Below are 25,923 nucleotides of genomic sequence, written 5' to 3' on the forward strand. Positions count from 1 at the left end.
TGTTTGTACTACCAGCGCGCACCGAAGGTGCGGCGCAGTTCATCGATCTGGTCGGGGGCGAGCGGTGCGGGCCGGGTGGCCTGCGTGAGCATCTGCAGGCGGGCGGTTTCTTCCAGCTCTTCGAGCACGGCCATCGCGGCGGCCGGCGTCTCGTGCCAGACGTTGGGGCCCAGGCGCGCGAGCATCGCCGCGCGGATCGGCGTGCCGGCCGCGCCATAGCGCGCGATGGTCTGCGCCACCTGTTCGGCCGCCTCGGGCGCACCGGGGCGGTGGTACGGGATGACCGGCACATGGCCGACCTTCATCACGAAGTAGGGCGTGAGCGCGGGCAGCAGTTCGGCCTGCGGGTTGCCCAGGGTCAGGGCGACGCAGTGCGTGCTGTGCGTGTGGATCACGCAGGCCGTGGCGGCATCGAAGCCGCGCGCGGCGGCGTAGATGCGCGTGTGCAGCGCGATGGTCTTGCTGGCGCGGTCGCCGCCGGTCTGCTGGCCTTGGGCATCGAGCCGCGCGAGCCGCGCGGGGTCGAGAAACCCCAGGCAGGCATCGGTCGGCGTGATGAGGAAACCGTCGTCCAGCCGCACGCTGATGTTGCCGGCCGTGGCGTGCACGTAGCCGCGCTCGAACAGGCTGCGGCCGACGCGGCAGATTTCGTCGCGGGCTTCGTTCTCGGTCATGCGAGCACTGTAAAAGCTTTGGTGAAGAAATCGTCGCTGCCGAAGTTGCCCGACTTCAGCGTGATGTGCAGCCCGGCTTCGGGCGCCGCATCGCAGCGCGCATGGCACCACGGCACGCCGGGGTCGATCTGCGGACCGATCTGCATCTGCGCGATGCCCAGCGCCTGCACGCAGGCGCCCGAGGTCTCGCCGCCGGCCACCACCAGCTGGTGCACGCCGCGCTCGACCAGGCCGCGTGCAATGGCGGCGATGGTGCGTTCGACCATCGCACCGGCTTCTTCCACGCCGAGCCGCCCCTGCACCGACTTCACGGCGCCGGCTTCGGCGGTCGAGTAGACGAGCACGGAGCCCTTGTCGATCAGCGGCGCGGCCCAGGCCAGCACTTCGGCGGTCACGTCCACGCCCGCCGCGATGCGCAGCGGGTCGATGGCCATGGCCGCGCCACCGCGCTGGATGAAGTCGAGCACCTGCCGGTTGGTGGCCAGCGAGCAGCTGCCCGACACCACCGCCGTCTTGCCGCCGGCCTTCGGCAGCGCGCTGGCCTGCGACGACGGCGCGAGGCCGAAGTTGGCCGGCAGGCCGATGGCCACGCCCGAGCCCGCCGTGAGCAGCGGCAGCTTCGCGAGCGCCGGGCCCATGCGCAGCAGGTCGTCGTTCGACACCGCGTCGACGATCGCGATGCTCGCGCCCTCGGCCTTCAATTGCGCGATGCGTGCATCGATGGCGTCCGCGCCGCGTGCCACCACCGCGTGGTCGATCAGCCCCACCTTGCGCGTGCACTGCGCCTGCAGCACGCGCACGAGGTTCGGGTCGGTCATCGGCGTGAGCGGATGGTTCTGCATGCCGCTCTCGTTGAGCAGCACGTCGCCTGCAAACAGGTAGCCCTTGAACACGGTGCGCTTGTTGTCGGGGAAGGCGGGCGTGGCGATGGTGAAGTCGCAGCCCAGCGCGTCCATCAGCGCCTCGGTCACGGGGCCGATGTTGCCCTGCGCCGTGCTGTCGAAGGTGGAGCAGTACTTGAAGTAGATCTGCTGCGCGCCCTGCGCCTGCAGCCAGCGCAGCGCATCGAGCGACTGCGCGATGGCCTCGGCCGGCGCGATGGTGCGCGACTTGAGCGCGACCACGACCGCATCCACGTCGGCATCGAGCGGGCCGGCGGGCACGCCGATGGTCTGCACCACGCGCATGCCGGCGCGCACGAGGTTGTTGGCCAGGTCGGTGGCGCCGGTGAAGTCGTCGGCGATGCAGCCGAGCACGAGCTTCGCCATCGCTCAGCCCTTCAGCGCCAGCGTGACCGCCTGCGCGTTCTCGCGCACGTAGTCGCGCAGGATGGCGTCGAAGCTGGCGTCGGCCTTCAGGCCCAGCGCCTCGGCGCGCGCCGCGTGGATGCGGCTGGGCCAGCTGGTGACGATCTTCGCGATGGCGGCGTCGGGCTCCCAGTCGATGAGGGCGGTGGCCTCGGGGCCGGCGATGCGCTCGAGCGCCTGCGCCATCTCGCGCACGGTGGTGGTCAGCGCGGGCAGGTTGACCGCGGTGCGCGCGCCCCATTCGGCGGCGCCAGCGGTGGCCGCGCGCACGATGCCGGCGACGGTGTTGCCGGGCGAGGCCAGCGCGACCGGCGTCTCGGGCGCCACGGGGCAGCGTGCGCGCACGCCGGCCAGCGGCTCGCGCAGCATGCCGCTCAGGAAGCTGGAGGCCGCGCCGTTCGGACGGCCCGGGCGCACCGACACGGTCATGAGCCGCACGTTGCGGCCCTGCACGAAGCCCTTGCGGGTGTAGTCGGCCACGAGCTGCTCGCCGATGAATTTCTGGATGCCGTAGCTGTTCTGCGGCGTGGGCAGCGTGGTGTCTTCGATCACCGCGGGCAGGCGCTGCTCGGGCGAATCGCCGAACACGGCGACGGAGCTGGAGAACACGAACACGGGTGCATGGCCCGCGCTGCGGCAGGCGTCGAGCAGGGCGCGCGTGGTGTCCAGGTTACTGCGCATGCCGAGGTCGAAGTCGGCCTCGCACTCGCCGCTCACGGCGGCGGCGAGGTGGAACACGGCGTCGGTGTCGGCCAGCGGCAATGCGCCGTTGGCGGCTTGCTCGTACAGGTCGCCCTGCACGAACTGCACGCGCGCGTCGGCTGCGAGGTCGGCGGGCGGCGGCACGCGGTCGGCGAGCGTGATGCGTGCGATGTCTTTCGCCGCGCCGCCGGCCAGTGCGAGCGGGCCGCCGGCGAGCAGGGTGCGGGCGAGGCGGGCGCCGAGGAAGCCGCAGCCGCCGGTGATGAGAACGTTCATGGTGTGTGTCTTTCCTGGGTCGGTGGAGCGCTGTCGCTCGATGCTATTTTTTCCCGGCGGGCAGTTCGATGCCCGGGAAGATCTTGATGACCGCGCTGTCGTCCTCGCGCGCGAAGCCTGCCGTGGAGGCCTGCATGAACATCTGGTGCGCGGTGGACGACAACGGCAGCGGAAACTTGCTGGCGCGCGCCACGTCGAGCACCAGGCCCAGGTCCTTCACGAAGATGTCGACGGCCGACAGCGGCGTGTAGTCGCCCGCCAGCACGTGGGCCATGCGGTTCTCGAACATCCAGCTGTTGCCGGCGCTGTGGGTGATGACCTCGTACAGCGCGTCGGGGTTCACGCCTTCGCGCAAGCCCAGCGCCATGGCTTCGGCCGCAGCGGCGATGTGCACGCCGGCCAGCAGCTGGTTGATGACCTTCACCTTGCTGCCCGCGCCGGCCGAGTCGCCTAGGCGGTAGACCTTGGCGGCCATCGCGTCGAGCATCGCGCCGGCCTTCTCGTAGGCCGCGGGCGTGCCGGCGGTCATCATCGTCATCTGGCCGCTCGCGGCCTTGGCGGCGCCGCCGGAAATGGGCGCGTCGAGGTACAGGATGCCCTGCTGCGCGAGGCGCGCTTCGAGCGCCACCGACCAGTTCGGGTCGACGGTGGAGCACATCACGAACAGGCTGCCGGGCTTCATCGACGCCGCGCAGCCGGGCGTGGTGCCGTCGCCGAACAGCACCGATTCGGTCTGCGCCGCGTTGACGACCACGCTGACCACGATGTCGCACTGCGCGCCGAGCGCGGCCAGCGTGTCGCAGGCGGTGCCGCCTTCGCGCGCGAAGGCTTCGGCGACACCGGGGCGCACGTCGAACACATGCGGCGCATGGCCCGCGCGGCGCAGCGATTGCGCCATGCCGCTGCCCATGGCGCCCAGGCCTACGAGGCCGACGACGGGTGTGGTGTTGGAAGAAGAAGTCATGTCGTGCGTCCTTCGATCAACGGTTGACCAGTTGCTTGGGCGTGAGCCACACGCCGATGGCGCCGAGCACCAGCGCGCCGGCCAGCACGTACATGCCGATCTGCGTGCTGCCCGTGAGGTCCTTCAGGTAGCCGATGAGGTACGGGCTCACGAAGCCCGCGAGGTTGCCCACCGAGTTGATGACCGCGATGCCCGCTGCCGCCGCCGTGCCCGAGAGGAAGGCGGTGGGCAGCGACCAGAACAGCGGCGCGCAGGTGAGCACGCCGGCTGCGGCGAGCGACAGGAAGGTCAGCGACACGACCGTGTTCTGCGTGTACGAAGCGGCCACGGTGAAGCCCACCGCGCCCATCATCGCGGGGATGATCAGGTGCCAGCGGCGCTCGCGGCGCGCATCGGCGCTGCGGCCGAACAGGTTCATCGCGACGATCGCGCACAGGAACGGAATGGCGCTGAGCAGGCCGATGTTGAAGTTGCCCTGCACGCCCGTGGCCTTCACCAGCGTGGGAAGCCAGAAGGTCAGCGCGTACTGGCCCATCACGAAGGCGAAGTAGATGAGCGCCATCCACCACACGCGCGCGTCGCGGAACATCGCGCCCACCGAATGCGGGCCCTTGGCGCCGTGCGCCTGGTCGCGGTCGACCTCGCGCTGCAGCAGCTGCTTCTCTTCGGGCGAGAGCCAGCGTGCATGCTTGATGCCGTTGTCCAGATAGAACAGCACCATCACGCCCACCAGCACGGCGGGAATGGCTTCGATGATGAACATCCACTGCCAGCCGTGCATGGCCGACACGCCGTGGAAGGCGTCCATGATCCAGCCCGACAGCGGGTTGCCGAAGATGCCCGCCACGGGAATCGCCGACATGAACACCGCGATGATCCGCGCGCGCCGGTGCGACGGGTACCAGTGCGTCAGGTACAGGATCACGCCGGGGTAGAAGCCCGCCTCGGCCACGCCGAGCAGGAAGCGCAGGATGTAGAAGCTGGTCGGCGTTTCCACGAACACGAAGCAGGCCGACAGCAGGCCCCAGGTGATCATGATCCGCGCGATCCACACGCGCGCGCCCACGCGGTTGAGCAGCAGGTTGCTGGGCACTTCGAACAGGAAGTAGCCCAGGAAGAAGATGCCGGCGCCCAGGCCGAACACGGTTTCGCTGAAGCCGAGGTCCGCGCCCATCTGCAGCTTGGCGAAGCCGACGTTCACGCGGTCGAGGTACGCGACCACGTAGCACAGCATCAGGAAGGGCACGAGGCGCCAGAACACCTTGGCGTAGGCGCGTTTTTCGAGCGCGGCGTCGGGCGCGTCAGCCGCGAGGGGCGCGCCGGCCTGGAGGGTGGAAGTCATGGGGAGGGAGTCCGCTGGATGAAAAAACGGGGCCGTCCCGTCACCCTGCGGCGCGGTCGCCCCTTACTTGTCAGGTCATCATACAAATTTAAGACAAGCTCCCGGATACGGGATAACCCGCACATTCTGCCCCTGCCGAAAATTGTGAGCGTGGGCTTACTTGCCCGCAGGCCAGCCTTCGACCAGGGGTCGGGCGAGCTGGGCGCCTTCCTGCTGCCAGAAGGCCGGGTCGGCCTGCTCGATGCGGCGGATGGCGTTGTCCATGTGCGCCTTGGCGGCTTCGCGCGCGGCCAGCGGGTCGCCGGCGTCGATGGCCTCGACGATGCGCGCGTGTTCCTGCGCCACTTCGCGCACGAAGTCGGCGCGGCGCGCCTCGTTGGCGCGCGTGACGCGGGTGGCGCCATGCAGGAACTGCCGCAGGTACTGCAGCGTGCCGATGAGGAACGGATTGCGCGCGGCCTCGGCGATGGCGCGGTGAAAGCGCACGTCCTCGTCGGCCCCGTTGCCGCCCATCGACACCGCCGCGTGCAGCGCATCGATGGCGTCGCGGATGCGCAGCATGTCCTCGGGCGTGCGGCGCTCGGCCGCGAGCGCGGCCACCTCGGCCTCGAGCGCGCGGCGCAGCTCGACCATCTGCACCACCGCTTCGCGCGAGGCCACGTGCGGCATCTCGAAGCGCAGCGGCTCCACGCCGGCAGCGCGCACGTACACACCGCTGCCCTGGCGCGAATCGACCAGCCCGAGCGACTTCAGCCGCGACACCGCCTCGCGCACCACCGTGCGGCTCACGCCGAACTGGGTGGCCAACGCGGTCTCGGTGGGCAGCCGGTCGCCTTCCGACAGGCGCCCGCTGCGCACCTCGGCCACGAGCGCTTCCGCCACCTGGTCGGCCAGGCGGACGGCGGGAGCAAGGGACTGGAAGCGGGCGGTCATGGGCGCGGGAAGGCGGTGGGGCCTGCGACTCTAACTTAGGGACGAATGGTTCACCGGTTGTTGCGAAGAGGCGGCGAGGATGTATTTCGGCGCATTTCGAGGCGCAGTTTCAGCGCGCGACAAGCAACAGGTTGTATATGACCGCTATCCTCCCCCTGTGATTCCCGACTTCAACCACTCGCACGTCTTGCCGCCTTTTGTAGGCGAACGAATGACAAGCCCGCACAGTTCGCCCTATGCGGTCGCGGCGGGTGAATTAGTGCAACGGTTCGCAATCAATCCGCAGCGGTGTCGCGTACTCGATGGACTGCTACGCTATCGGGCCGAGTTGAACGCGCTGGGTTTCGTACAGGGCTTTCAGTGGCTCGATGGCAGCTTCGTCGAAGATATCGAAGCCCGCGAAGATCGAGCGCCAAGGGATATCGATGTCGTGACCTTTGCTCACCCTCCTCATGGAATGAGCAAGACGGATATCAATCAAATGATGGATGCTCGGCCCGATCTGTTCGATCTGGACCGATGCAAACATGAATTCCATTGCGACACCAACATTGTTAATCTCACAACGGCGCCTGAATGGCTGGTACAGCAAACACGTTATTGGTATGGCTTGTACTCCCATCGTCGAGGCGATGCACTGTGGAAAGGCATGCTGCAACTGCCGCTGAGTTCTGACGATGTCATCGCGCGCCCGATGCTCGATTCCCTGATGCCCCAAGGAGAACCCCATGTTGGCTCAGCTTGAGAAGCAATTCCTGCAGGCAGACCTGGCACAAGCACGGCAGTTGCTGGCCGATGGCCGGACCCATGAGGATCCGATCGCAGAACGCCAATACGGGCAACGCGTCTTGCGCCTCGAAAAAGAGCTGGCAGAACTGTCGAACGTCAGCGTGCAGGCGCCCGTTGGCGTCGCCCTGTTTTTTGGTGGCCGACCCGTCGTCGGCTCTCATGGGATCAAGGCCGCATTCGGCACGCAGGCGGTCGGAAAATTCCAGAAGCTGATCAGCCAGCGTTACGCCGCAGTGGAGACAGGCCCTCTTTCATCCCGCGGCCGGGTCCCCATGAGCCACGACACCCAATTGGTGGTCACCGACGTCGTGCGCGGATCATTTGGCTTCGTTCTGGAAGGCAACGAACCCGCTTCTGGCGATGTGGTGCTCAAGGAGGTGGTCGATCAGGTTGCCAACACCTTGTCGCGCATGGCCGCCGCAGACGATGCGCTGTTCGATGAAGCCTCGGCCGATGTCGACAACCGACAACTCGGGGCATTGAGAGAATTCTTCAAGTTGCTCGACGATGAAGGCGCCAGCCTTCGCGTGGTCGAGGGCGAGCGCGATTTCGAACTGACGACGCAGGCCATACAACGAGCGCGACAACGCGCCGAGGCCATGACGATCGAAGATCGAGTCGAAACATTTCAGGGTGAAATCATCGGCTGGGCCGAGCATTCATCGCGTTTCGAGTTGCGCCTGCACACGGATCGAAGTGTGATCGTCGGCACCGTGGCACACACTGCGATGGAGCGCTCGCTCCAGGACGGACTTGTTCCTCTGCATCGGCACGTGCGTGCCCAAGTCAAGGTGCGTGAGGCGCGGCTGCGAAACCGCGCGCCGCGCCGAACGTTTGCGTTGCAGTCGCTCGAGACCATCGACGCACCGGCGGACTGGCCCCCTCGGCCAGTCCAGCAGTCCATCTAAGCCCTTTACCCGAGCGCGTGGCGCGCGGCCCGCGCGATGCTCGCCGCGTCCACGCCGAAGAAACCGCGCAGCGCGGCGCGCGTGTCGCTGCGACCGAAGCCATCGGTGCCCAGCGTGAGGTAGCGGCGGCCTTCGGGCAGGAAGGCGCGCACGCTTTCGGGCAGGGCGCGCACGTAGTCGGTGGCGGCGACGATCGGGGCCTTGCCGCCCTTGCCGAGCTGCTGCGCGACGAAGGGCGTGCCGGCATTCTTCTCGCCGGCCAGCGCGCGCTGCTCGCAGGCCTGGCCGTCGCGTGCCAGTTCGCTCCAGCTCGTGACGCTGAACACCTCGGCCGCGATGCCTTCGTCGGCCAGTTGCTGCGCGGCCTTGATGACCTCGGTGAGGATCGCGCCCGAGCCCAGCAGCGTGACGCTCTGCTTCGCCTTGCCCGATGCCGGTGCGTACGTGCCGAAGCGGTAACAGCCGCGCAGGATGTCGGCCTCGGCGCCGGCCGGCAGGTCGGGCTGCGCGTAGTTCTCGTTCATGAGCGTGACGTAATAGAACACGTCCTGCTGCTCGACCATCATCTCGCGGATGCCCGCGTCGACGATGACGGCCATCTCGCCCGCGAAGGCCGGGTCGTAGGCCTTGCAGTTGGGAATGGTCGCGGCCACGAGGTGGCTGCTGCCGTCCTGGTGCTGCAGGCCTTCGCCGCCGAGGGTGGTGCGCCCCGACGTGGCGCCCAGCAGGAAGCCGCGTGCGCGCTGGTCGGCGGCAGCCCAGATGGCGTCGCCCACGCGCTGGAAGCCGAACATCGAGTAGTAGATGTAGAACGGCAGCATCGCCAGGCCGTGCACGCTGTAGCTGGTGGCCGCGGCCGTCCAGCTGGCGATGGCGCCGGCCTCGCTGATGCCCTCTTCGAGGATCTGGCCGTCGGTGGCTTCGCGATAGCTCAGCACCGAGCCGATGTCCTCCGGCGCATAGCGCTGGCCCACGCTCGAATAGATGCCCACCTGCTTGAACAGGTTGGCCATGCCGAAGGTGCGCGCCTCGTCGGCCACGATGGGCACGATGCGCGGGCCCAGGGCCTTGTCCTTCATGAGGTTGCCCAGCATGCGCACGAAGGCCATGGTGGTGCTCATCTCCTTGCCCGCGGCGGCCGTGGCGAACTGCGCGTAGGCCGCGATGTCGGGCTTGGGCACGACGTCGCAGGCGGTCTCGCGGCGCGGCATGGCGCCGCCGAGCGCTTCGCGGTGCTGGCGCAGGTAGCGCATCTCGGCGCTGTCTTCGGCCGGGCGGTAGAAGTCCATCGCGGTGGCCTGCGCGTCGGTGAGCGGCAGGTTGAAGCGGTCGCGGAACTCGATGAGGTCGACGTCGCCCATCTTCTTGTGCGAGTGCGTGGTCATCTTGCCCTGCGCGGCGCTGCCCATGCCGTAGCCCTTCTTGGTGTGGGCCAGGATCACGGTGGGCTGGCCCTTGTGGGCGGCAGCGGCGGCGTACGCGGCGTGGATCTTCACGAGGTCGTGGCCGCCGCGCTTCAGGCGGTCGATCTGCTCGTCGGTCATGCCTTCGGCCAGGCGCGCGAGCTCGGGGTTCTGGCCGAAGAAGTTGTCGCGGTTAAAGCGGCCGTCCTTGGCGGCGAAGGTCTGCATCTGGCCGTCGACGGTCTCGGCGAACACGCGCGCGAGGGCGCCGCTCACGTCCTGCGCGAACAGGCCGTCCCAGTCGCTGCCCCACACGAGCTTGACGACGTTCCATCCTGCCCCGGCGAAGAGCTTCTCGAGCTCGTCGATGATGCGGCCGTTGCCGCGCACCGGGCCGTCCAGGCGCTGCAGGTTGCAGTTGACGACCCACACGAGGTTGTCGAGCTTTTCGCGCGCGGCGAGCGTCAGGGCGCTCATCGATTCGGGCTCGTCCATCTCGCCGTCGCCGAACACGCCCCAGACCTTGCGGCCTTCGCAGTTCAAGAGGTTGCGGTGCGTGAGGTAGCGCATGAAGCGCGCGTGGTAGATCGAGCTGATCGGGCCGATGCCCATCGAGCCGGTGGGGAACTGCCAGAAGTCCGGCATCAGGTACGGGTGCGGGTAGCTGCACAGGCCGCGCGCGCCGCTGCCGTCGGTGAAGGCCGGCGCGGTGAGTTCCTGGCGGTAGTGGTTCAGGTCTTCTTCGCTCAGGCGTCCTTCGAGGTAGGCCCGCGCATACACGCCGGGCGCGCTGTGCGGCTGGAAGAACACGAGGTCGCCGCGGTGCGCCGGGCTGCGCGCATGGAAGAAGTGGTTGAAGCCGGTTTCGAACAGGTCGGCCGCGCTCGCGTAGCTGGCGATGTGGCCGCCGAGTTCGCCGTACGCCTGGTTGGCCTTGGCCACCATGGCGAGCGCGTTCCAGCGCATGAGCGAGGCGAGCTTTTCCTCGACCGCGAGGTCACCCGGGAACGGTGGCTGGTCGGCCGCGGCGATGGTGTTGACGTACGGCGTGGCCAGCTCGGGCTGCCAGCCGATGCGCTGCTGCCGCGCCAGGCGCGCCAGCTCGGCCAGCATCTGGCGCGCGCGCTGCGGACCTTGCGTCTGCGCCAGCGCCAGGAAGGCGTCGCGCCATTCGGCGGTCTCTTCGGGGTCGGGGTCGTGCGACGGCGGCGTGTCGAGCAACAGGGCGCGCATCTGGTCGGCGGAGATCGGGGCGTTCATGCCAGCACTTTAAGCCGCCTTGCGGAAAATTAGCTACCGGCACCTGCGACTTCATGGCTATTCGCAAGCATAAAATGCCGCGACTCAAGCGCTTTACGGAATTTCATGGAACTCGACGCCATCGACCTGCGCATTCTCGACGAGCTGCAACGCGACGGCGCCCTGTCGAACGTCGAACTGGCGCGCCGGGTGCATCTGTCGCCCTCGCCCTGCCTGGCGCGCGTGAAGGTGCTGGAGACCAGCGGCGTGATCGACCGCTACGTGGCGCTGGCGAACGCCAAGGCGCTGGGCCTGGGGCTCAACGTGTTCATCTCGATCAGCCTGACCACGCAGAGCAAGCAGTCGCTGGCCGACTTCGAGCAGCGCATCGCCGAGCACGACGAGGTGATGGAGTGCTACCTGATGACCGGCGACAGCGACTACCTGATCCGCATCGCCGTGGCCGACATGGCGGCGCTGGAGCGCTTCATCATGGAGCAGCTGACGCCGATCCCGGGGATCGAGAAGATCCGCTCGAGCTTTGCGCTCAAGCAGGTCAGATACAAAACGGCGCTGCCGTTGCCAGCAGCGCCGTTGTAATGGGTGCTCCCCCAGGCTTCGCGCACTTCGTGTCGCTGCGCCAACCCCCTCGCCGGGGGCAACACCAGTGGCCCGGCAAAGCCGGTTCCACGGTGTTTCCCGAAGGGGGTTGAGGGCGTTTACAGGCCGATCAGGCCGCCGTCGTCCTTCGTGATGACCACGGTGGCCGAGCGCGGGCGGGCGTTGCCGCCCTGCGGCCAGTGGCTCAGGAACTTCGTCGGATCGGTGATGTCGGCCCTGCCCGTACCTTCACCCGGATGCTGGATGTTGACGAACAGCGCACGGCCATCGCCCGATTCAGCGATGCCGGTGATCTCGCAATCTGCCGGGCCGACCAGGAAGCGGCGCAGGCCTTCCGTGCCGGGGGCCTTGCCCACGAAGGTGTTCTGCGTGCGGGTGGTGTTGGTCGCGGCATCGACGTTGGTGATCGCCTTCGCGCCGCCGTCCCCCACCTTGCCCGGCAGTGCGGCCAGCAGCATGCAGTTGGTGACGTCGGTGTAGGCGCCGTCGTCGGTCTCGAGCCACAGCAGGCCGGGCGCGGCCTGGCTGAACCACATGCCATCGGGGCTGGACAGGTCGTTGTCGGCCGTGAGCTGCGAGAGGTTGACGTCGGCCGAGGCCGTCGAGCGCGCGCCAAAGAGGTACACGTCCCACTTGAAGCTCAGCGACGTCGGATCAGCGTTGTCGTCCGCGAAGCGCACGATGTGGCCGTTCGGGTTGCCCTTTTGCGACTTGTTGGCGGTGGTCTTGTCGTCGTAGAAGCGCGGATTGGCGGCGTCGGTGCTGCCGATGGGGCGCGCGCTGGCGCTGGTGTTGGTCAACGTCACGTAGACATCGCCGGTCTTCGGGTTGACCGCGGCCCATTCGGGGCGGTCCATCTTGGTCGCGCCCGCGGCGTCGGCGGCCAGGCGGGCGTTGGTCACGACGTCGGCGGCGTCGGCGAAGGCGTAGGTCAAATTGCTGGAGGTAATGCCGTTCACGCCGAGCTTCAACTCGAGCCACACGCCCGTGCCGTCGGCGTTGAACTTCGCCACGTAGAGGCGGCCGTCGTCCATGTACTTGTCACCCGCGGCCATGCCACCGCCGATGTCGGCCGCATCCCAGTTCTTCGTGGAGACGAACTTGTAAATGTACTCGTTGCGCGAGTCGTCGCCCATGTACCAGACCAGCGGCTTGCCGGCCACGACCGGACCGAGACAGGCGCCTTCGTGGCCGAAACGGCCGAGGGCGGTGCGCTTCTTCGGCGTGCTCGTCGGGTTGAACGGATCGATCTCGACCACCCAGCCGTAGGTGTTGTGGCCATTGCGGTAGTCGTCGGTGGCGGTGGCTCCGACGACTTCGGTGTTCCAGCGGGCGTGGATGTCGTCGCCGCCGGCGACGGTGGCCCAGAGTTCGCGGCCGGTACCGGCGACGCCGTAGCGGCTGAACGACTTCAGTTCCTTGGCAGTGCGGTTCTTGTCGTCGTTGGTCATGCCCGCGATGCGACGGAAGTAGCCCGCCCAGTTCTCTTCGCAGGTCAGGTACGTGCCCCAGGGCGTGGTGCCGTTGGCGCAGTTGTTGAGCGTGCCACGGGTCTTGCTGCCGTCCGTCGAGTACTTGGTCTTCAGGTAGTCGGTCTTGGCGGCCGGGCCCGAGAACTGCATTTCGGTCAGCGTGTGGACGCGACGGTTGAAGCTCGAGTCCTGCTTGTAGCTCCAGGTGTTGCCGCTCTTGTTGACCTCGATCACGCTCACGCCGTGCAGGTAGAACTCGCGCAGCACTTCGTCAGGAACGTTGCGCTGCCCGTCGACCAGCGACGTGCCCGTTGCGCTGCTGTAAACCGGGTTGAGCGCCGTCTGCCCGTTGGGATGCAGGAACAGCGGCGTGATGGCTTCATGGTTCATCACCAGCAGGCCGCGCGAGGCGTTGGCCGCGTCCCACTTGTTGGTGGCGTTCATGCCGAAGAAGGTCATGCCGTCGTGGTGGTCGCCGGCGCGGCGGTCGTAGGTGGCCGGATCGTCGGAGCCGTCGTTCTTGTACGCGGCCACGCCGGCGGCGATCGGGTCGCCCAGACGGTAGAGCACGCTGGCCGTGTAGCCGGCGGGCACGGTCACGACGTCTGCCAGGCTCTTGGCAACGGCGTTGAAGCCCAGCTTCATCGGCGGGGGCGCCGGGACGGGAGCCGGTGCCGGCGCGGGGGCCGGTGCGGGCGGAAGGATCGGGAACGCGGTGCCGCCACCGCTGCCACCACCGCAGGCCTGCAGCAGCGCAGTGCCGGCGGTGCCGACGCCCAGCCCGAACAGATGGCGGCGGCTCAGGCGCGATGCGATCAGGTCGGTGAAGGACGGGTTCGCGGTCGGGTTGGTGCCGACATCGTCGAGATCGACGCCGTGGGCGTCCGTGCGGGTGTTTGCGGTCATGCGCAATATCTTTCGTGGGTTGGGATTGAAACCAGCCCGCGAAGTTAGGCACTTCGCATGACATGCGCGTGAAACGCTCGGCCGTTGGTTGGGGTACGGCGAGATTTCGTCAAAAAACCTTCACGTCCGCGCCACACATGGCAGCGCGGACGCTGCGCCCCTCAGGGCGCCGGCAACTGCCTCGGCCACAGCGCCCACAGCCGCAGCGGCTGGTTCACGCTCGCGGCCAGCCGTCCGGCCTCTGCGCCGGTGCCGGCGAAGTAGTCGGCGCGCACGGCGCCCAGGATGGCGCTGCCGGTGTCCTGCGCCACCACCAGCTTCTGCAGCTGCGCGGTCGGGCCGTTCGAGGCGAGCCACACCGGCGTGCCGTAGGGAATGCTCTCGCGGTCGACCGCGATGGAGCGCCCCGCCGTCAGCGGCACGCCCTGCGCGCCGCGCGGGCCGAAGGCGGCGTCGAGTTCGCTCATGGTCTCTTCGCGGAAGAACACGTAGCGCGGATTGCTCCACAGCAGCTGCGACACGCGCTGCGGGTTCTGCGCCACCCAGGCCTTGGTGTCGTCGGGCCACTTGCCGACCTTGGCGACGCCCTGGCTCATGAGCCACTGCTGCACGCTGCGGTACGGCTGCTCGTTGGTGGCCGCGTAGGCCACGCGCACGGTGTGCTGGTAGCCGTTGGCCTCGGTGATGCGCAGCCGGCCCGAGCCCTGGATGTGCAACATGAGCGCGTCGATGGGGTCGGCCATCCAGGCGATCTCGCGACCGCGCAGCGCGGCCTGGGCCTCGGGCAGCGTCTCGATCTCCTGGCGCGTGAACCAGGGGCGCTTGGGCACGAGGCCGTCGGGCGCCTGGTACAGCGGCACGCTGAAGCCGGCCGAGGGCACGCGCGAGGCTTCGTACACGGGCTCGTAGTAGCTGGTGAGCTTGCCTTCGCTCTGGCCCGCGAGCGATTCGACGCGGTAGGGCTGCAGCCGGTCGGTCATCCAGCGGCGCTGCTCTTCGGGCGTGGCGATGGCCAGCTGGCGCACCTCGCGGCACAGCGGCGCGAAGGCGGCGTTGGGGCGTGCGCAGTTGGCCAGCAGCGCGATCCACGCCTCATGCAGCGGGTCTTCGCTGAAGCCCGGCAGTTCGGACCAGCCCACGGGAACCCAGCGGCTTTTCGGATGCGCGAGCGATCCGGTCAGCGGACCGAGGTCGCGCGGCGGGGTGACGGTGGGTCGGGTGGGGGCGTCGGGGGCGCGGGGGCCGAGGGAACAGCCGGCGAGCGTTGCTACGATCGCAAGCCCGACCAGCCACTGGAGTCCATTTCTCATGGGTTTGATTCTGCTTGAAGCCCTCGCCGCGGGACTCGTCCTGATCTTGATCATCTGGTGGACCATGTTTTCCGGGCGTAACAAGGGTGAATTGCATGACGACCCCGACGCCGAGCGTGAGGACACCGATCCGCCGCCCAAAGTGTGAATTGCTCGTGTAGCCACACGGCGCGGCCCACTGTCGGACAAGCACCCTATTGCTACAACTTTAGTAGCAATCATCGCAGCATTCACGGGCGATGGCGAAAGTTTTCTTATTTTCCGTAGGGCTTTGAGCACGTACCATCGCATACCCGCCGGGGGCTAAGCTGTGGCCCGCTTGATTCAACCTTGAAAGGGATCGCCATGAAAAAGTTCGTTCTTGCAACCACCGCAGCTGCCCTCGTCCTGTCCGGCTGTGCCGGCGGAATGACCGACACCCAGCGCAACACCGGCATCGGTGCCGGCATCGGCGCGCTCGGCGGCGCCGCCATCGGCTCGGCCACCGGCGGCAACCGCGGTGCCATCGGCACGGGCGCGGTGGTCGGTGCGGCGGCCGGCGCACTCGGCGGCTACCTGTGGTCGCAGCGCATGGAAAACCAGAAGCGCCAGATGGAAGCCGCCACGCAAGGCACCGGCGTGGCCGTGACGCAGACGGCCAACAACGAGCTCAAGCTCGCCATTCCGAGCGACGTGTCGTTCGACGTGGGCCGCTCCAACATCAAGTCGAACTTCGCGCCCGTGCTCGACCAGTTCGCCAACGGCCTGCGCAACAACCCGAACGCCGAGGTGCGCATCATCGGCCACACCGACAGCACCGGCTCCGACGCCATCAACAACCCGCTGTCGGTGGACCGCGCCGCCAGCACGCGCGACTACCTGGTGGCACGCGGCGTGAGCGCCGCGGCGTTCCGCATCGAAGGCCGTGGCTCGCACGAGCCGGTGGCCGACAACAACAGCGACGCCGGCCGGGCACAGAACCGCCGCGTCGAGATCTACGTGGGCGAGCGCGCACAGCGCGGCTGATCGCCGCCCCACCGGGAAACCGGCCGCCCTATCGAACGGCCGGTTCCCGCTTCAGTTTTCATTGGTCCAAGCAGAGGGAAAATTCATGAGGAAGTTTGTTGTGTCTAGCGCGGCCCTGGCCGCTGTGTTGTTCATCGCGGGGTGCGCATCGTCGACCCCGCCGGCCGAAGCACCGGCCGCACAGCAGGCCGCACCGGCCAACAGCTGGACCGCCCGACTGGACGCGCTGAAGGCCGAGCTCGAAAGCTCCACCAAGGGCACCGGCGTGGTGATCTCGCAGACCGCCGACAACCAGCTTCACGTCGTGATTCCGAATGAACTCTCGTTCGACACCGGCCGCGCCAACGTCAAGCGCAACCTGGCGCAGGTGCTGGACAAGGTCGCCGAAGGCCTGAAGAGCGCCACCACCGCCAGCCTGCGCGTGGTCGGCCACACCGACAGCACGGGCAGCGAGGAAGGCAACGAGCGCCTCTCGGTGAGCCGCGCCGACAGCGTGCGCAACCACCTGGTGGGCCGTGGCGTGTCGACCACCGTGATCACCACCGACGGCCGCGGCTCGCGCGAGCCGCTGGCGGACAACGGCACGGCCGCCGGCCGCGCGCAGAACCGCCGCGTCGAAATCTTCGTCGCCGAGAAGATCTGAGCCCAGGTGCTGCGCGCACCTCGCGCGGCACCGTGAGGAAATCCCGCATGAGGGCACGGCACCGCCGGCCCTAACATCGCGCGGCCTGCACGCGGCGCGCGCACCGCGCGCCGGGCGGACACGAGAGGAAACTCCGATGAACGCCATCGCGCCGGCCCCATCGAGGGTCGCATCCCACGTCGCATCCCGTTTCGCCCCGGACATCATCGCCGCGGGCACCGGTGCGCAACCCCAGTACCTCGTGACCGGCGGCGACCAGCTGTTCGCCGCCCGCTGGCAGCAGGACGCGTGCTGGCTGCCCTTCCACGGCGCGGCGCATCACGTGCTGGTGCTGCACGAGAACGGCAGCACGGCGGTGCGCAAGTACGAACGCGGCAAGCTCGTCGCCTCGCGTTCGCGGCTGGGCAGCGTGAGCTTCATTCCCTGCGACGGCACCGAATGGGAGATCGGCGGGCGCTGCGGCGTGGTGCACCTGTACATCGGGCAGGCGCTGATCGCGCGCGTCGCCGCTGAGGAAGGCCTCGGGCCGGCGGCGGAGATCGACCCCTTCTTCGCGATCCGCGACCCGTGGCTGCAAGGCTTCTTCCAGATGCTGGTGAGCGAGGTGGAGCTGTACGGCAGCGTGCCCGCGAGCCCCGATTCGCTGCTGCTCTCGCAGAGCCAGCACCTGCTGGCCCATCACCTCGTGCGGCGCCACTGCGCACCGGGGCGCGGTGCGTTGCCGCGCACGGAGGGCGCGCGCCGGCAGCCGGTCCTGACGCCGCGGCAGCTGCGCCGGGTGACCGAGCACATCGACGCGCACCTGGCCACGCCGCTGGGGCTGGCCGACCTGGCAGGGCTGGTGCACCTGTCGCAGGACCACTTCATCCGCAGCTTCAAGGCGGCCAGCGGCATGGCGCCCTACCAGTACCTGCTGCGCCGCCGCCTGGAAGGCGCCGCCGAACTGCTGCGCACCAGCGACCTGCCCGTCGAGGCCGTGGCCGCGCGCATGGGCTTCGGCAGCGCCGCGTACTTCTCGACGCGCTTCCGTGCGTTCGTCGGCGTGGCGCCAAGCACCTATCGCCGCATGCGCTGAACGGCGCTGCAACTTGCGCAAAAGCGCGCCGCTTTCGACATCCCGTGCTTCGTTCGGGCCAACATGCCATGGCGTGGGAAGCCGCTCCTAGACTGGCTTCGCAGGCCGATCCCGGCCGCATCACCCACGGAGACACCATGACCCTGACCGCCCTGAAAGCCACGCCGCCCGCCAGCGCCGCCCATGCGCGCATCACGCTGCCGTACCCGCATTTCCAGAAGCTCGACAACTATCCGTGGAAGCCGTGGGTCATGCCCGGCGTGGCCTACAAGCTGCTGAGCATCAACCGGCGCAGCGGCGGCTTCACCTGCCTGCTGAAGGTCGATCCCGACACCGAGGCGCCGGTGCACCACCACCTGGGCGCCATCGAGGTGATCGTGCTCGAGGGCGACATCTACTACGAGCGCAACGACATCGGCCGCCCGGGCGACTACATGCACGAGCCCGCCGGCGACATCCACCAGCCGCGCTCCGACGGCGGCTGCGTGCTGTTCTGCGTGTTCGAGGGCGCGATTGCCGGGCTGGGCGAGGACGGCAACGTCGTCGGCATCGTCGACGGCCGCAGCATGCTGGAGATGGCCACGCGCGACGGCGCGGCGCAGCACGTGCACAGCTGAGGCCCGACCTGCGGTGCGGGCTAGAGGTCCCGCAGGCGGTTGGCCAGCTCCACCGCCGACTTCACTTCCATCTTCTCGAACACGCGCGCCCGGTGGACCTCCACCGTGCGCACGCTGATCGCGAGCTGGTCGGCGATGAGCTTGTTCGGCAGGCCCTCGACCACGAGGCGCATCACGTCGCGCTCGCGGTCGGTCAGCTCGGCGATGCGGTCGGCCAGTCCGCGGCGCACGCGCTGCACCTCGAGCGCGCGCTGCGACATGCCCAGCGCCTGCTCGATGCGGTCGACCAGCGCGTTGTCCGAGAACGGCTTCTCGCAGAAGTCGAAGGCCCCGCGCTTGACCGCCTCGACGGCGGTGGGCACGTCGGCATGGCCGGTCAGGAAGATCACCGGCATCTCGGCCAGCAGGCCGCGTTCGGCCAGCCGGTCGAACAGCACCAGCCCGCTCATGCCGGGCATGCGCACGTCCAGCAGCAGGCAGCGCGGCTGGTCGGGCAGCGGCGCCTCGTCCAGGTACTGCTCGAAGGCCTCGGCGCTGCCGAAGTGCTCGCTGGCCAGGCGGCGCGAACGCAGCAGCCAGGCCAGCGCCTCGCGCACGCTGGCGTCGTCGTCCACGATAAAGATCAAGCCATCGATCAGCGGTTGCATGCCATGAGGTCCAGCGGAACAGAGGAAACGAAGAAGTAGAAAAAGGCGGCTATCCCGCAGCCGGGAGCGTAAACCTGAAGACGGTGCCTCGGGGGCGGTTGGGCTCGAACATCAGCGCGCCGCCATGCTGCTCCACCACGGTGCGGCACAGGCTCAGGCCTAGGCCCATGCCGTCGGGGCGCGTGGTGAAGAAGGGCGTGAACAGGCGCGCCGCCACCTCCTCGCTGATGCCGCAGCCCAGGTCGGCCACGGAGAACTCGAGCCAGCGCCGGCCGTCGGCCGGCACGGTGGCGCCCACCGGCAGGGCGCGCGCCACACGCAGGCGCAGCACGCGGCTGCCGGGCGCGTGGTCGGCGCCGTCCATGGCCTGCATGGCGTTGCGCGCCAGGTTCAGCAGCACCTGTTCGACCAGCGTGCGGTCGCACACCACGGCGGGCAGGCGCTCTTCGCACACGATCTCGATCGTCACGTCGAGCTTGCGCGCCTGCAGCCGCACCAGCGGCAGCACGGCATCGATGAGCGCCTGCGGCGCCACGGCCTCGCGCATGCGGTCGCGCCGGCGCACGAAGTCGTGCACGCTGCGGATCACCTGGCCCGCGCGGTCGGCCTGCTCGGCGATGCGCTTCACGGCCATGGCCACCTCGGCCTGCTCGCCGCGCGCCTCGGGCCCGATCAGGTTGAGCGAGCCGGTGGCGTAGCTGGCGATGGCGGCCAGCGGCTGCGTGAGCTCGTGGCTCAGCAGCGAGGCCATCTCGCCCACGGTGGCCAGGCGCGCGCTGGCCTGCAGGCGCTCCTGGCTGGCGCGCGAGAGTTCCTCGACGCGGCGCTGCTCGCTCACGTCGATGAAGGCGCTCATCCAGCCGGTCTGCACCTTGTGCGCGTTGATCAGCGGGGCCTCGAAGATGAGCACCGGAAAGCGCGTGCCGTCCTTGCGCATGAAGACCGACTCGAAGCCCTCGCGCGGCGGCAGGCCGCCCGCGAAGCGGCGCGTCTGGCGCAGGTGGTATTCATGCGCCAGCTCGGTCGGCCAGTACGGCGCCTCGACGCTGTCGGCCATGAGCTCTTCGGGCGTGAAGCCGACCATCTCGCAGAAGGCCGGGTTGACGTAGGTGATGCGCCCCTGCAGGTCGCGCGCGCGCAGGCCGGTGATGACCGAGTCTTCCATCGCCTTGCGAAAGGCCAGCGCGTCAGCCAGGTCGCGCTCGGCGCGCAGGCGGCGGCGGGTGTCGCGCGCCAGCAGCACGAGCACCGACACGAGCGCGATCGAGATCGCCGTGACCAGCGCCGTGAGCATGTTCGGGAACAGGTCGGGCGCGGCGCGCCAGCCGTCCACGCGCAGCATGAGCGAGGCGCCCGGCAGGTCGATGCGCTGCTGCGAGGTGAACACGCGCGTGCCGATGCGCCGCGAGGTGCCCAGCGCCACCAGCCGCGTGCCGTCGGCCTCGGTGAAGGCGACCTCCTGGCCGCGCGTGAGCGTGGGGCCGACCAGCTCGACCAGCGTGTCGCGCAGCGAATAGCTGGCCACCAGGTAGTCGCCGGCGTCCATCGGCAGGCACAGCTCCATCACCTCGACGCCGCCGCCGCCGGCCACGGGCACGTAGTGGCTGGGCGAGTAGGCGGGCGCGCCGGCCTTGCGCGCGGTGGCGCAGGCCTGTGCCACGTCGGCCTGCGCGGGACCGCGGTTGCTCTCCTCGAGGATGCGCGTGCGGTAGGGCGTGTTCACGGCCTCGATGGGTTGCAGCTGCGCGTCGCGCCATTCGAGCCGCAGCCATTCGCGGTGCTCGCGCAGTTGCGCCGCCGCGCGGTCGGCCCAGTGCGTGCGCTCCATGCCCGGCGCCAGCGTGGCGCGCAGGCTCTGGGCGTTGCGCTGCAGGCCGCTGCGCAGGTCGACGACGGCGTCGGCGGTGTCGCGCTCCAGCGCGGCCTGCACCTGCTCGACCTCGTGCCGGCCGGCCAGCCACACGACGGTGACCAGCAGCGCCGACACCAGCACCGCCAGCAGCAGCCACAGAAACCAGCGCTTCCACAGCGAGCGCAGGCGCGCGAAGGCGACGACCCAGGCCCGGCGCTGCGGCGGTGCGGAAACCTCGAGCGCCTCGTCGGCCATCGTCAGGCGAGCACGCGGTGCGACAGCGCGGGCAGCTGGGCGCGCGTGCGCTCGACCTGCCGGGCGTCGAGGTCGAACAGCACCACGCCCTCTTCGGCGGCCTGCTGCGCGACCACCGCGCCCCAAGGGTCGATGACCAGCGACTGGCCCCAGGTCTGGCGGCCGTTCTCGTGCGTGCCGCCCTGCGCGGGCGCGACCACCCAGGCCAGGTTCTCGATGGCGCGCGCGCGCAGCAGCACCTCCCAATGGGCGGCGCCGGTGGTGCGCGTGAAGGCGCTGGGCACCAGCAGCAGGTCGGCGCCCTGCCCCGCCAGCGCGCGGTACAGCTCGGGAAAGCGCAGGTCGTAGCACACGCTCATGCCCACGCGCCAGGCGTGGCCGTCGCGCGAGGGCAGCTCGAACACCACGGGCTGCGCGCCCGGTGCGATGACGCGGCGCTCGTCGTAGCGCTCGGTGCCGTTGTCGAAGAAGAACAGGTGGATCTTGTCGTAGCGCGCCACGCACTTGCCTTCGGGCGAGAAGGCCAGCGAGCTGTTGAAGACGTGGTCGGCGTCGTCGCTCTCGATGGGCAGCGTGCCGCCCACGATCCACAGGCCGAACTCGCGCGCCGCGTCGGCCAGGAAGCCCTGCACCGTGCCGGCGCCGGCGGTTTCGCGCAGGCCGAGCTTGTCGGTGTCGCGCGCGCCCATCATGCAGAAATACTCGGGCAGCACCGCGAGCTCGGCGCCGTCGCGCGCCGCCTGCCCGAGCAGGGCGTGGGCGCGCACGAGGTTGGCTTCGCGGGCGATGGCGGACACCATCTGGATGGCTGCGACTTTCATTGCGTGGTCTCCGTTTTCTTGCCTTCGCTGGCGCCCGTCGATGTCGATCCACCCGGCAGGCCGGGCAGCAGCTGCAGCGAGCGCGGCACCTTGGCGATCTTGGGGTCGGCCCAGGTGCCTTCGACGTGGAACTCCTGCGTGGCGGCGGCCGCGAGCGGCTTGCTCAGCACCCACTGCGCGAGGAAGGTGCCCAGGCCGATGGCCGGGTTGATGGCCGTGGCCACCAGCGCGGCCGTGCCGGCGTTGATCTCGGGCACCACCACCACGCGCAGGTTCTGCGTCTCGCGCACGATGTCGGCCGAGCCGTCCATGAGCGCGGCGGCGTTCACGCCCTTCATCTGCAGGTTGTTGGTGCTGGCGATGCCCTTGTTGATCTTGGCGTCGCCGCGGATGAAGTCGAAGGCGAAGCCCTGGCTGAACACGTCGCGGAAATCGAGCGTGAGCCGGCGCGGCAGCGCCTGCAGGCTCAGCACGCCCAGCAGCTTGGCCAGGCCCGGGTCGGCCTTGAGGAACTGGCCCTGCTCCACGTCGACCTGCAGCTGGCCGCCCAGGCTCGGGTAGTCGAGCGAGAACGGCGAGCCGCGCCAGTTGACCTCGCCCTCGAGCCGCCCCTTGCCGCGGCGCAAGACGCCGGGCATGCCGAAGCGCGTGAGCAGGTCGCCGGCGTCGGCGATGTCGAGCTTGAAGTTCATGGCCGTGGTGCGGCGCTGGCCGGCGCTTGCGCCGCCGCCCGCCGGCGCGGCCCAGGTGCCCTTGGCGGTGAAGGTGGCCTCGGGCACGCTGAAGGCGAGCTTGTTGAGCAGCCATTCGCGCCCGCCGCGGTTGACGGCGTCGATCTCGGCGCGGCCCAGGCGCTTGCCGAGCAGCTCGAAGTCGTCGACCACGATGTCCAGCGCCGGCAGGGTGCCGGGTTGCTCGTCGAGCAGGGTCTCGACCTGCGTGGCCTCGGCCGGGGCGATCTTCAGCCGCGCGAGCCGCGCATAGAGCCGGCCGGCCTGGCTGTGGCTGTACTCGGCGTAGCCGCTGAGCTCGGAGGCGTCGACGTTGGCGCGCCACAGCGCACCTTCGCGCGTGCCGCCGAGCACCACGTTGTGCAGGGTGCGCCCCGCGATGCCCAGCTGCTGCGCGCGCACCGCGATGCGCGTGGGCAGGTAGGCCAGGTCGGGATCGTCGGCGCGCTCGCCGCCGCCGACCACCGCGGCGGTGCCCACCAGCGTCTGCCAGGCGCCCATGTCGAGCTTGGCGACGTTGACGTTGGCGAACACGCCGCGGTCGGGCGGCAGCGCCGTCTCGCCGGGCGCCAGCCCGACGCCGATGCCGCCGCGCAGCACATGCGCCTGGCCGTTGGCCGACAGCTCGCGCACGTACTGCACCGAGCCGACGCGGCCGAGTTCGAGCGTCAGCTGGTCCTGCGTGGCGCGGCGGGCGTCGCGCGCCAGCACCTTCTTCTCGATGCGCAGCGGCATCAGCTCTTCGGCCGTCTTGACCAGCGGCGTGGGCAGCGCCAGCGCCAGCCCCTGCAGGCTGCTGGTAAGCGAGAACTCGGGCGTGTCGTCGCGCATCGAGAAGGTGGCGGCGTAGGGCGTGCTGCCGGTGGCGTGCTTGGCCAGGCGCGCGAGCCAGTCGACCTCGCGCGCGCCGCGCAGGCCTTCGGCGCTGGCCGTGCCCTGCGCCTTCAGCGCCAGTTCGCGCTGCGGCCCGCTGAAGCGGCCCTTGCCTTCGACGCGCACCTCGCCGCCCAGCAGGCGGGCCTGCACGCCGGCCAGCGAGAAGCCGGTGTCGGTGAAGTTGAGCGTGCCGCGCGCCTGCGTGAACGGCGGCGCCTCGGGCACCACCTGGAGCTCGTTGTCGGCCAGCGTCACGGTGGCCTGCACCTTGGTGTTGTCGACGTTTTCCAGCGGCAGGTCCAGGCGCAGCTTGTAGTCGGCCGAGCCGGTAGCGCGCGCGCGCTGCAGGAAGGGCCCGGCCTCGCCAGCCAGCGGTGCGCCGGCGCGCAGCACCTCGCCCAGTGGGCCCTTGGCCTGCGCATCGACACGCAACAGCGCGGCGTGGTGCGACATGTCCGCGATCTGAGCCTCGGCCTTCGTGACTTCGACGCCGGGCGCGCCGGCAATGCGCCCGCGCGCGTTGCGCACCAGCATGCCCGCGCGCTCGAACACCAGCTCGCCCGACACGCCGGTGAGCGCCGGCCACACGGGCGGCGGCGCGGCGGGCGGGCCGGTGCGCGACGCCGGGGTCGCGGGCGCGGCGGTGGCGGCCGCGAGCGAGGGCGGCACGTAGGCGTAGTGCACGTCCGACACCTTGGCCGCGATGCGGAACTCGCCCTGCTTCGGGTCCATGAAGGGTATGTCGTGCAGGTCGCCGCGCACGCGGAAATCGACCGTGCTGGCGGTGCCCTTGACGACCGACTCGCGCACGTAGTCGCGCGTGTGCTGCGGAATGTCGAGCGGCAGGTAGCGGAACACGCGGGTGCCGTCGGCGCGCGTGAGCTTGCCCTGCAGGTCGAGCACGCCGGGGTGCTGCGCGCGGCTGCTCGAGGTGGCCGGGTCGCTGGTGCGCCAGTGGGCTTCGGCCTCGCCCTCGGCGTCGGCGTTGGCGAAGCGCAGCTTCGACACCTGCACCTGCATGGCGCCGTTGTCGAGCTTCCACTGCAGCTGGGTCGAGAGCCGGTCGATGGGAATGACCGGGTCTTCGAACACACCGGGGAATTCGAGCGTGCCCTTGGCCATGGCCAGCGTGGCGGTGCCGCCGGTGTGGCTGGCGTCGAAGTCGAGTGTGGCGCCGCTCAGGCCGGGGGTGCCGGGGTGCACGCGCGGCGGCGCGGCGGGGGCGCCGGCCGGTGCCGGGGTGGTCGGGGCGGTGACTGCAGGCGCCGGCTGCGAGGCCACGCGCAGGCCGCTGACCCGGCCCTTGGCCTGGTAGCGCGCGATCGCGTCGGGCGCGCCCTGCCAGTTCATGTCGATGCGCTCGACCAGCCCGCGCGGCGCGTAGGCGCCCAGCACGCGGTGCGTGGCCTCGCCCAGCGGCAGGCGGTCGGCGATGAGCGCCAGCGCCGCGAGGTCGAGCCGGTCGGCCTTCAGCGCGCCGTGCTCGGGCGTGCGGCCCTTGGCCGGCGTGTGCTGCAGCCACAGGTTGCCGCCGGGCCAGCGCAGGCCGTCGACGGTGTCGAACTGCAGCGCGGTGGTCGAGAACTCGAAGGTGTCCGCGTTCATCTGCCCCGCCAGCCGGCCGGTGACGGCGCGCAGCACCAGCGGCTGCAGCCCCTTGCCGAGCGAGGCGTCGATGCGGTTCAGGCCCAGGTCGGCCGCGCCGCCGACGATGCGCCCGTCGTCCACGTCGGCCCACAGGCGCAGCGCGCCGTTGCCTTCGCGGATGCGCGCGTCGAGCGAAACGTACTGGCCCAGGCGCGTGACGTCGATGTAGGGCAGGTCGGCATAGAGCTGGCCGTCCCAGGTCTGCCAGTGGCCGCTGCGGATCGACAGCAGCGGCTGGCGGAACTGGCCGCGCAGCGTGAAGCGCTCGCCCCAGCCGGCCGGCGGCGTGGCGTCCAGCCGCAGGCCGTGGCGACGCGCGCCGTTGCGGGACACGAAGCGCACGTCGGTCAGCAGCAGTGGTTCGGCGCGGCGCTGCTCGTCGGTCCAGCGCACGGTGCCGCCTTCGATGACGAACTCGCGCTGCGCGAAAAACCAGTCGGCGGCGCGGGTTTCTCCGGTCGTGTCGGTCTCCATGTGCAATCCAGCCACATGGAGTTTTCCCTGAGTGTCGCGGCGCACGTCGAGCTGCGGGCCCTCGATATAGAGCTGCTCGAAATTCAGGCGCCACAGCGAGCGCGGCGACACGCTCGCCACCACCCGCACGAGGCGAAGGGCCTCGCGCTGGTCTGCGTCCTGCAGCACCACGTCGCGCAATTCGAAGGCCGGAAATAGCCCTTCGGAACGGGCGGTGATGGCGCCGATGCGCACCGGGACACCGATGGCCTTGCTAGCCTGCGCCTCGAGTGCACCGCGAAAATCGCCGATTCGCGGCACAATCCACGCGTGCAGGACCACGACTGACAGTGCCAGCAGAAGCCACGCAGCGAAGAGCAGACCCAATAGCCAGCGCGCTGTCACAGCGGTGATTTGGAGCAGACGTGAAGGGGAAGACGCCGTGTCGTTCATTG

Annotated in this window: 21 protein-coding genes; 8 read left to right on the forward strand and 13 right to left on the reverse strand. The window is 69.5% G+C overall.

Annotation, left to right across the window (positions count from 1 at the left end):
* Positions 1–8 precede the first annotated feature (8 nt).
* From AC07OX_RS12855 to AC07OX_RS12880, 6 genes are all read right to left on the reverse strand, one after another.
* Complete coding sequence (locus AC07OX_RS12855; RefSeq protein ID WP_070063255.1) at positions 9–674, reverse strand: class II aldolase/adducin family protein; 666 nt, start codon at positions 672–674, stop codon at positions 9–11.
* Positions 671–1,942 (reverse strand): 3-oxo-tetronate kinase, encoded by a 1,272-nt coding sequence (gene otnK, locus AC07OX_RS12860; protein WP_495261362.1) that lies wholly within the window; start codon positions 1,940–1,942, stop codon positions 671–673. Before otnK ends, AC07OX_RS12855 begins: the two co-directional genes overlap by 4 nt.
* Positions 1,943–1,945: 3 nt before the next feature.
* Positions 1,946–2,959 (reverse strand): D-erythronate dehydrogenase, encoded by a 1,014-nt coding sequence (gene denD / locus AC07OX_RS12865; RefSeq protein ID WP_495261361.1) that lies wholly within the window; start codon positions 2,957–2,959, stop codon positions 1,946–1,948.
* A 43-nt stretch (positions 2,960–3,002) separates the two neighbouring features.
* A complete protein-coding gene (gene ltnD, locus AC07OX_RS12870; protein ID WP_495261360.1) occupies positions 3,003–3,923 on the reverse strand; it encodes an L-threonate dehydrogenase in 921 nt (306 codons plus the stop codon).
* Between the two features lie 16 nt (positions 3,924–3,939).
* Positions 3,940–5,265, reverse strand: a complete 1,326-nt coding sequence (locus AC07OX_RS12875) for an MFS transporter (RefSeq protein WP_487847631.1) — start codon at positions 5,263–5,265, stop codon at positions 3,940–3,942.
* Positions 5,266–5,421: 156 nt separating this feature from the next.
* Positions 5,422–6,198, reverse strand: coding sequence for a FadR/GntR family transcriptional regulator (locus AC07OX_RS12880; protein ID WP_070063260.1), 777 nt, complete (start codon positions 6,196–6,198; stop codon positions 5,422–5,424).
* A 79-nt stretch (positions 6,199–6,277) separates the two neighbouring features.
* Here AC07OX_RS12880 and AC07OX_RS12885 point away from each other — a divergent pair, with 79 nt between their 5' ends.
* Positions 6,278–6,943 (forward strand): DUF6932 family protein, encoded by a 666-nt coding sequence (locus AC07OX_RS12885; protein WP_495261359.1) that lies wholly within the window; start codon positions 6,278–6,280, stop codon positions 6,941–6,943.
* A complete protein-coding gene (locus AC07OX_RS12890; protein WP_369630648.1) occupies positions 6,927–7,895 on the forward strand; it encodes a hypothetical protein in 969 nt (322 codons plus the stop codon). Before AC07OX_RS12885 ends, AC07OX_RS12890 begins: the two co-directional genes overlap by 17 nt.
* Before the next feature lie 5 nt (positions 7,896–7,900).
* Here AC07OX_RS12890 and mdeB read toward each other — a convergent pair whose 3' ends face one another.
* Positions 7,901–10,558: an alpha-ketoglutarate dehydrogenase gene (mdeB, locus tag AC07OX_RS12895; RefSeq protein ID WP_495261358.1), complete on the reverse strand. Its 2,658-nt coding sequence runs from the start codon at positions 10,556–10,558 to the stop codon at positions 7,901–7,903.
* Positions 10,559–10,663: 105 nt separating this feature from the next.
* On the opposite strand from mdeB, the gene AC07OX_RS12900 reads away from it, so the two are divergent.
* Complete coding sequence (locus AC07OX_RS12900) at positions 10,664–11,137, forward strand: Lrp/AsnC family transcriptional regulator (protein WP_062480783.1); 474 nt, start codon at positions 10,664–10,666, stop codon at positions 11,135–11,137.
* A gap of 119 nt (positions 11,138–11,256) precedes the next feature.
* On the opposite strand, the gene AC07OX_RS12905 is transcribed toward AC07OX_RS12900, so the two are convergent.
* Both AC07OX_RS12905 and mltA read right to left on the reverse strand, forming a co-directional pair.
* Positions 11,257–13,536, reverse strand: a complete 2,280-nt coding sequence (locus AC07OX_RS12905) for a PhoX family protein (protein ID WP_369645630.1) — start codon at positions 13,534–13,536, stop codon at positions 11,257–11,259.
* 161 nt (positions 13,537–13,697) lie between these two features.
* Entirely contained in the window at positions 13,698–14,846 is a 1,149-nt protein-coding gene (gene mltA, locus AC07OX_RS12910; protein ID WP_159274134.1) for a murein transglycosylase A, read from the reverse strand.
* On the opposite strand from mltA, the gene AC07OX_RS12915 reads away from it, so the two are divergent.
* The 5 genes from AC07OX_RS12915 (at position 14,845) to AC07OX_RS12935 (ending at position 18,186) form a co-directional block, all read left to right on the forward strand.
* Positions 14,845–14,994 carry a hypothetical protein gene (locus AC07OX_RS12915; protein WP_369645632.1) on the forward strand — a complete coding sequence of 50 codons (150 nt, stop codon included), beginning with the start codon at positions 14,845–14,847 and terminating at the stop codon, positions 14,992–14,994. The genes mltA and AC07OX_RS12915 overlap by 2 nt on opposite strands.
* Before the next feature lie 197 nt (positions 14,995–15,191).
* Positions 15,192–15,851 (forward strand): YiaD family glycine zipper/OmpA-like lipoprotein, encoded by a 660-nt coding sequence (locus tag AC07OX_RS12920; protein ID WP_062480790.1) that lies wholly within the window; start codon positions 15,192–15,194, stop codon positions 15,849–15,851.
* A gap of 85 nt (positions 15,852–15,936) precedes the next feature.
* On the forward strand, positions 15,937–16,494 hold the full coding sequence (locus AC07OX_RS12925) for an OmpA family protein (RefSeq protein ID WP_062480792.1): 558 nt from the start codon (positions 15,937–15,939) through the stop codon (positions 16,492–16,494).
* Positions 16,495–16,630: 136 nt separating this feature from the next.
* Positions 16,631–17,569: a helix-turn-helix domain-containing protein gene (locus tag AC07OX_RS12930; protein WP_495261357.1), complete on the forward strand. Its 939-nt coding sequence runs from the start codon at positions 16,631–16,633 to the stop codon at positions 17,567–17,569.
* Positions 17,570–17,706: 137 nt separating this feature from the next.
* Entirely contained in the window at positions 17,707–18,186 is a 480-nt protein-coding gene (locus tag AC07OX_RS12935; RefSeq protein ID WP_070063265.1) for a 2,4'-dihydroxyacetophenone dioxygenase family protein, read from the forward strand.
* 20 nt (positions 18,187–18,206) lie between these two features.
* Here AC07OX_RS12935 and AC07OX_RS12940 read toward each other — a convergent pair whose 3' ends face one another.
* From AC07OX_RS12940 to AC07OX_RS12955, 4 genes are read right to left on the reverse strand one after another with little or no spacing between them, the layout of a single operon-like run.
* On the reverse strand, positions 18,207–18,833 hold the full coding sequence (locus tag AC07OX_RS12940) for a response regulator transcription factor (protein ID WP_062480799.1): 627 nt from the start codon (positions 18,831–18,833) through the stop codon (positions 18,207–18,209).
* A gap of 49 nt (positions 18,834–18,882) precedes the next feature.
* Positions 18,883–20,940 (reverse strand): sensor histidine kinase, encoded by a 2,058-nt coding sequence (locus AC07OX_RS12945; RefSeq protein WP_495261356.1) that lies wholly within the window; start codon positions 20,938–20,940, stop codon positions 18,883–18,885.
* Positions 20,941–20,942: 2 nt separating this feature from the next.
* Positions 20,943–21,761 carry a carbon-nitrogen hydrolase family protein gene (locus AC07OX_RS12950; protein ID WP_495261355.1) on the reverse strand — a complete coding sequence of 273 codons (819 nt, stop codon included), beginning with the start codon at positions 21,759–21,761 and terminating at the stop codon, positions 20,943–20,945.
* The gene (locus AC07OX_RS12955) at positions 21,758–25,921 is read right to left on the reverse strand and encodes a YhdP family protein (protein WP_495261354.1); all 4,164 of its coding nucleotides are present in this window, start codon (positions 25,919–25,921) and stop codon (positions 21,758–21,760) included. Before AC07OX_RS12955 ends, AC07OX_RS12950 begins: the two co-directional genes overlap by 4 nt.
* Positions 25,922–25,923 lie beyond the last annotated feature (2 nt).

Source organism: Variovorax sp. GW821-FHT09D07, assembly GCF_059416345.1.

Bases quoted from the DNA above. Each gene is read 5' to 3' on its own strand.
- AC07OX_RS12855 (WP_070063255.1), bottom strand. From the start codon at position 674: ATGACCGAGAACGAAGCCCGCGACGAAATCTGCCGCGTCGGCCGCAGC.
- otnK (WP_495261362.1), bottom strand. From the start codon at position 1,942: ATGGCGAAGCTCGTGCTCGGCTGCATCGCCGACGACTTCACCGGCGCC.
- denD (WP_495261361.1), bottom strand. From the start codon at position 2,959: ATGAACGTTCTCATCACCGGCGGCTGCGGCTTCCTCGGCGCCCGCCTC.
- ltnD (WP_495261360.1), bottom strand. From the start codon at position 3,923: ATGACTTCTTCTTCCAACACCACACCCGTCGTCGGCCTCGTAGGCCTG.
- AC07OX_RS12875 (WP_487847631.1), bottom strand. From the start codon at position 5,265: ATGACTTCCACCCTCCAGGCCGGCGCGCCCCTCGCGGCTGACGCGCCC.
- AC07OX_RS12880 (WP_070063260.1), bottom strand. From the start codon at position 6,198: ATGACCGCCCGCTTCCAGTCCCTTGCTCCCGCCGTCCGCCTGGCCGAC.
- AC07OX_RS12885 (WP_495261359.1), top strand. From the start codon at position 6,278: ATGTATTTCGGCGCATTTCGAGGCGCAGTTTCAGCGCGCGACAAGCAA.
- AC07OX_RS12890 (WP_369630648.1), top strand. From the start codon at position 6,927: ATGTTGGCTCAGCTTGAGAAGCAATTCCTGCAGGCAGACCTGGCACAA.
- mdeB (WP_495261358.1), bottom strand. From the start codon at position 10,558: ATGAACGCCCCGATCTCCGCCGACCAGATGCGCGCCCTGTTGCTCGAC.
- AC07OX_RS12900 (WP_062480783.1), top strand. From the start codon at position 10,664: ATGGAACTCGACGCCATCGACCTGCGCATTCTCGACGAGCTGCAACGC.
- AC07OX_RS12905 (WP_369645630.1), bottom strand. From the start codon at position 13,536: ATGACCGCAAACACCCGCACGGACGCCCACGGCGTCGATCTCGACGAT.
- AC07OX_RS12915 (WP_369645632.1), top strand. From the start codon at position 14,845: ATGGGTTTGATTCTGCTTGAAGCCCTCGCCGCGGGACTCGTCCTGATC.
- mltA (WP_159274134.1), bottom strand. From the start codon at position 14,846: ATGAGAAATGGACTCCAGTGGCTGGTCGGGCTTGCGATCGTAGCAACG.
- AC07OX_RS12920 (WP_062480790.1), top strand. From the start codon at position 15,192: ATGAAAAAGTTCGTTCTTGCAACCACCGCAGCTGCCCTCGTCCTGTCC.
- AC07OX_RS12925 (WP_062480792.1), top strand. From the start codon at position 15,937: ATGAGGAAGTTTGTTGTGTCTAGCGCGGCCCTGGCCGCTGTGTTGTTC.
- AC07OX_RS12930 (WP_495261357.1), top strand. From the start codon at position 16,631: ATGAACGCCATCGCGCCGGCCCCATCGAGGGTCGCATCCCACGTCGCA.
- AC07OX_RS12935 (WP_070063265.1), top strand. From the start codon at position 17,707: ATGACCCTGACCGCCCTGAAAGCCACGCCGCCCGCCAGCGCCGCCCAT.
- AC07OX_RS12940 (WP_062480799.1), bottom strand. From the start codon at position 18,833: ATGCAACCGCTGATCGATGGCTTGATCTTTATCGTGGACGACGACGCC.
- AC07OX_RS12945 (WP_495261356.1), bottom strand. From the start codon at position 20,940: ATGGCCGACGAGGCGCTCGAGGTTTCCGCACCGCCGCAGCGCCGGGCC.
- AC07OX_RS12950 (WP_495261355.1), bottom strand. From the start codon at position 21,761: ATGAAAGTCGCAGCCATCCAGATGGTGTCCGCCATCGCCCGCGAAGCC.
- AC07OX_RS12955 (WP_495261354.1), bottom strand. From the start codon at position 25,921: ATGAACGACACGGCGTCTTCCCCTTCACGTCTGCTCCAAATCACCGCT.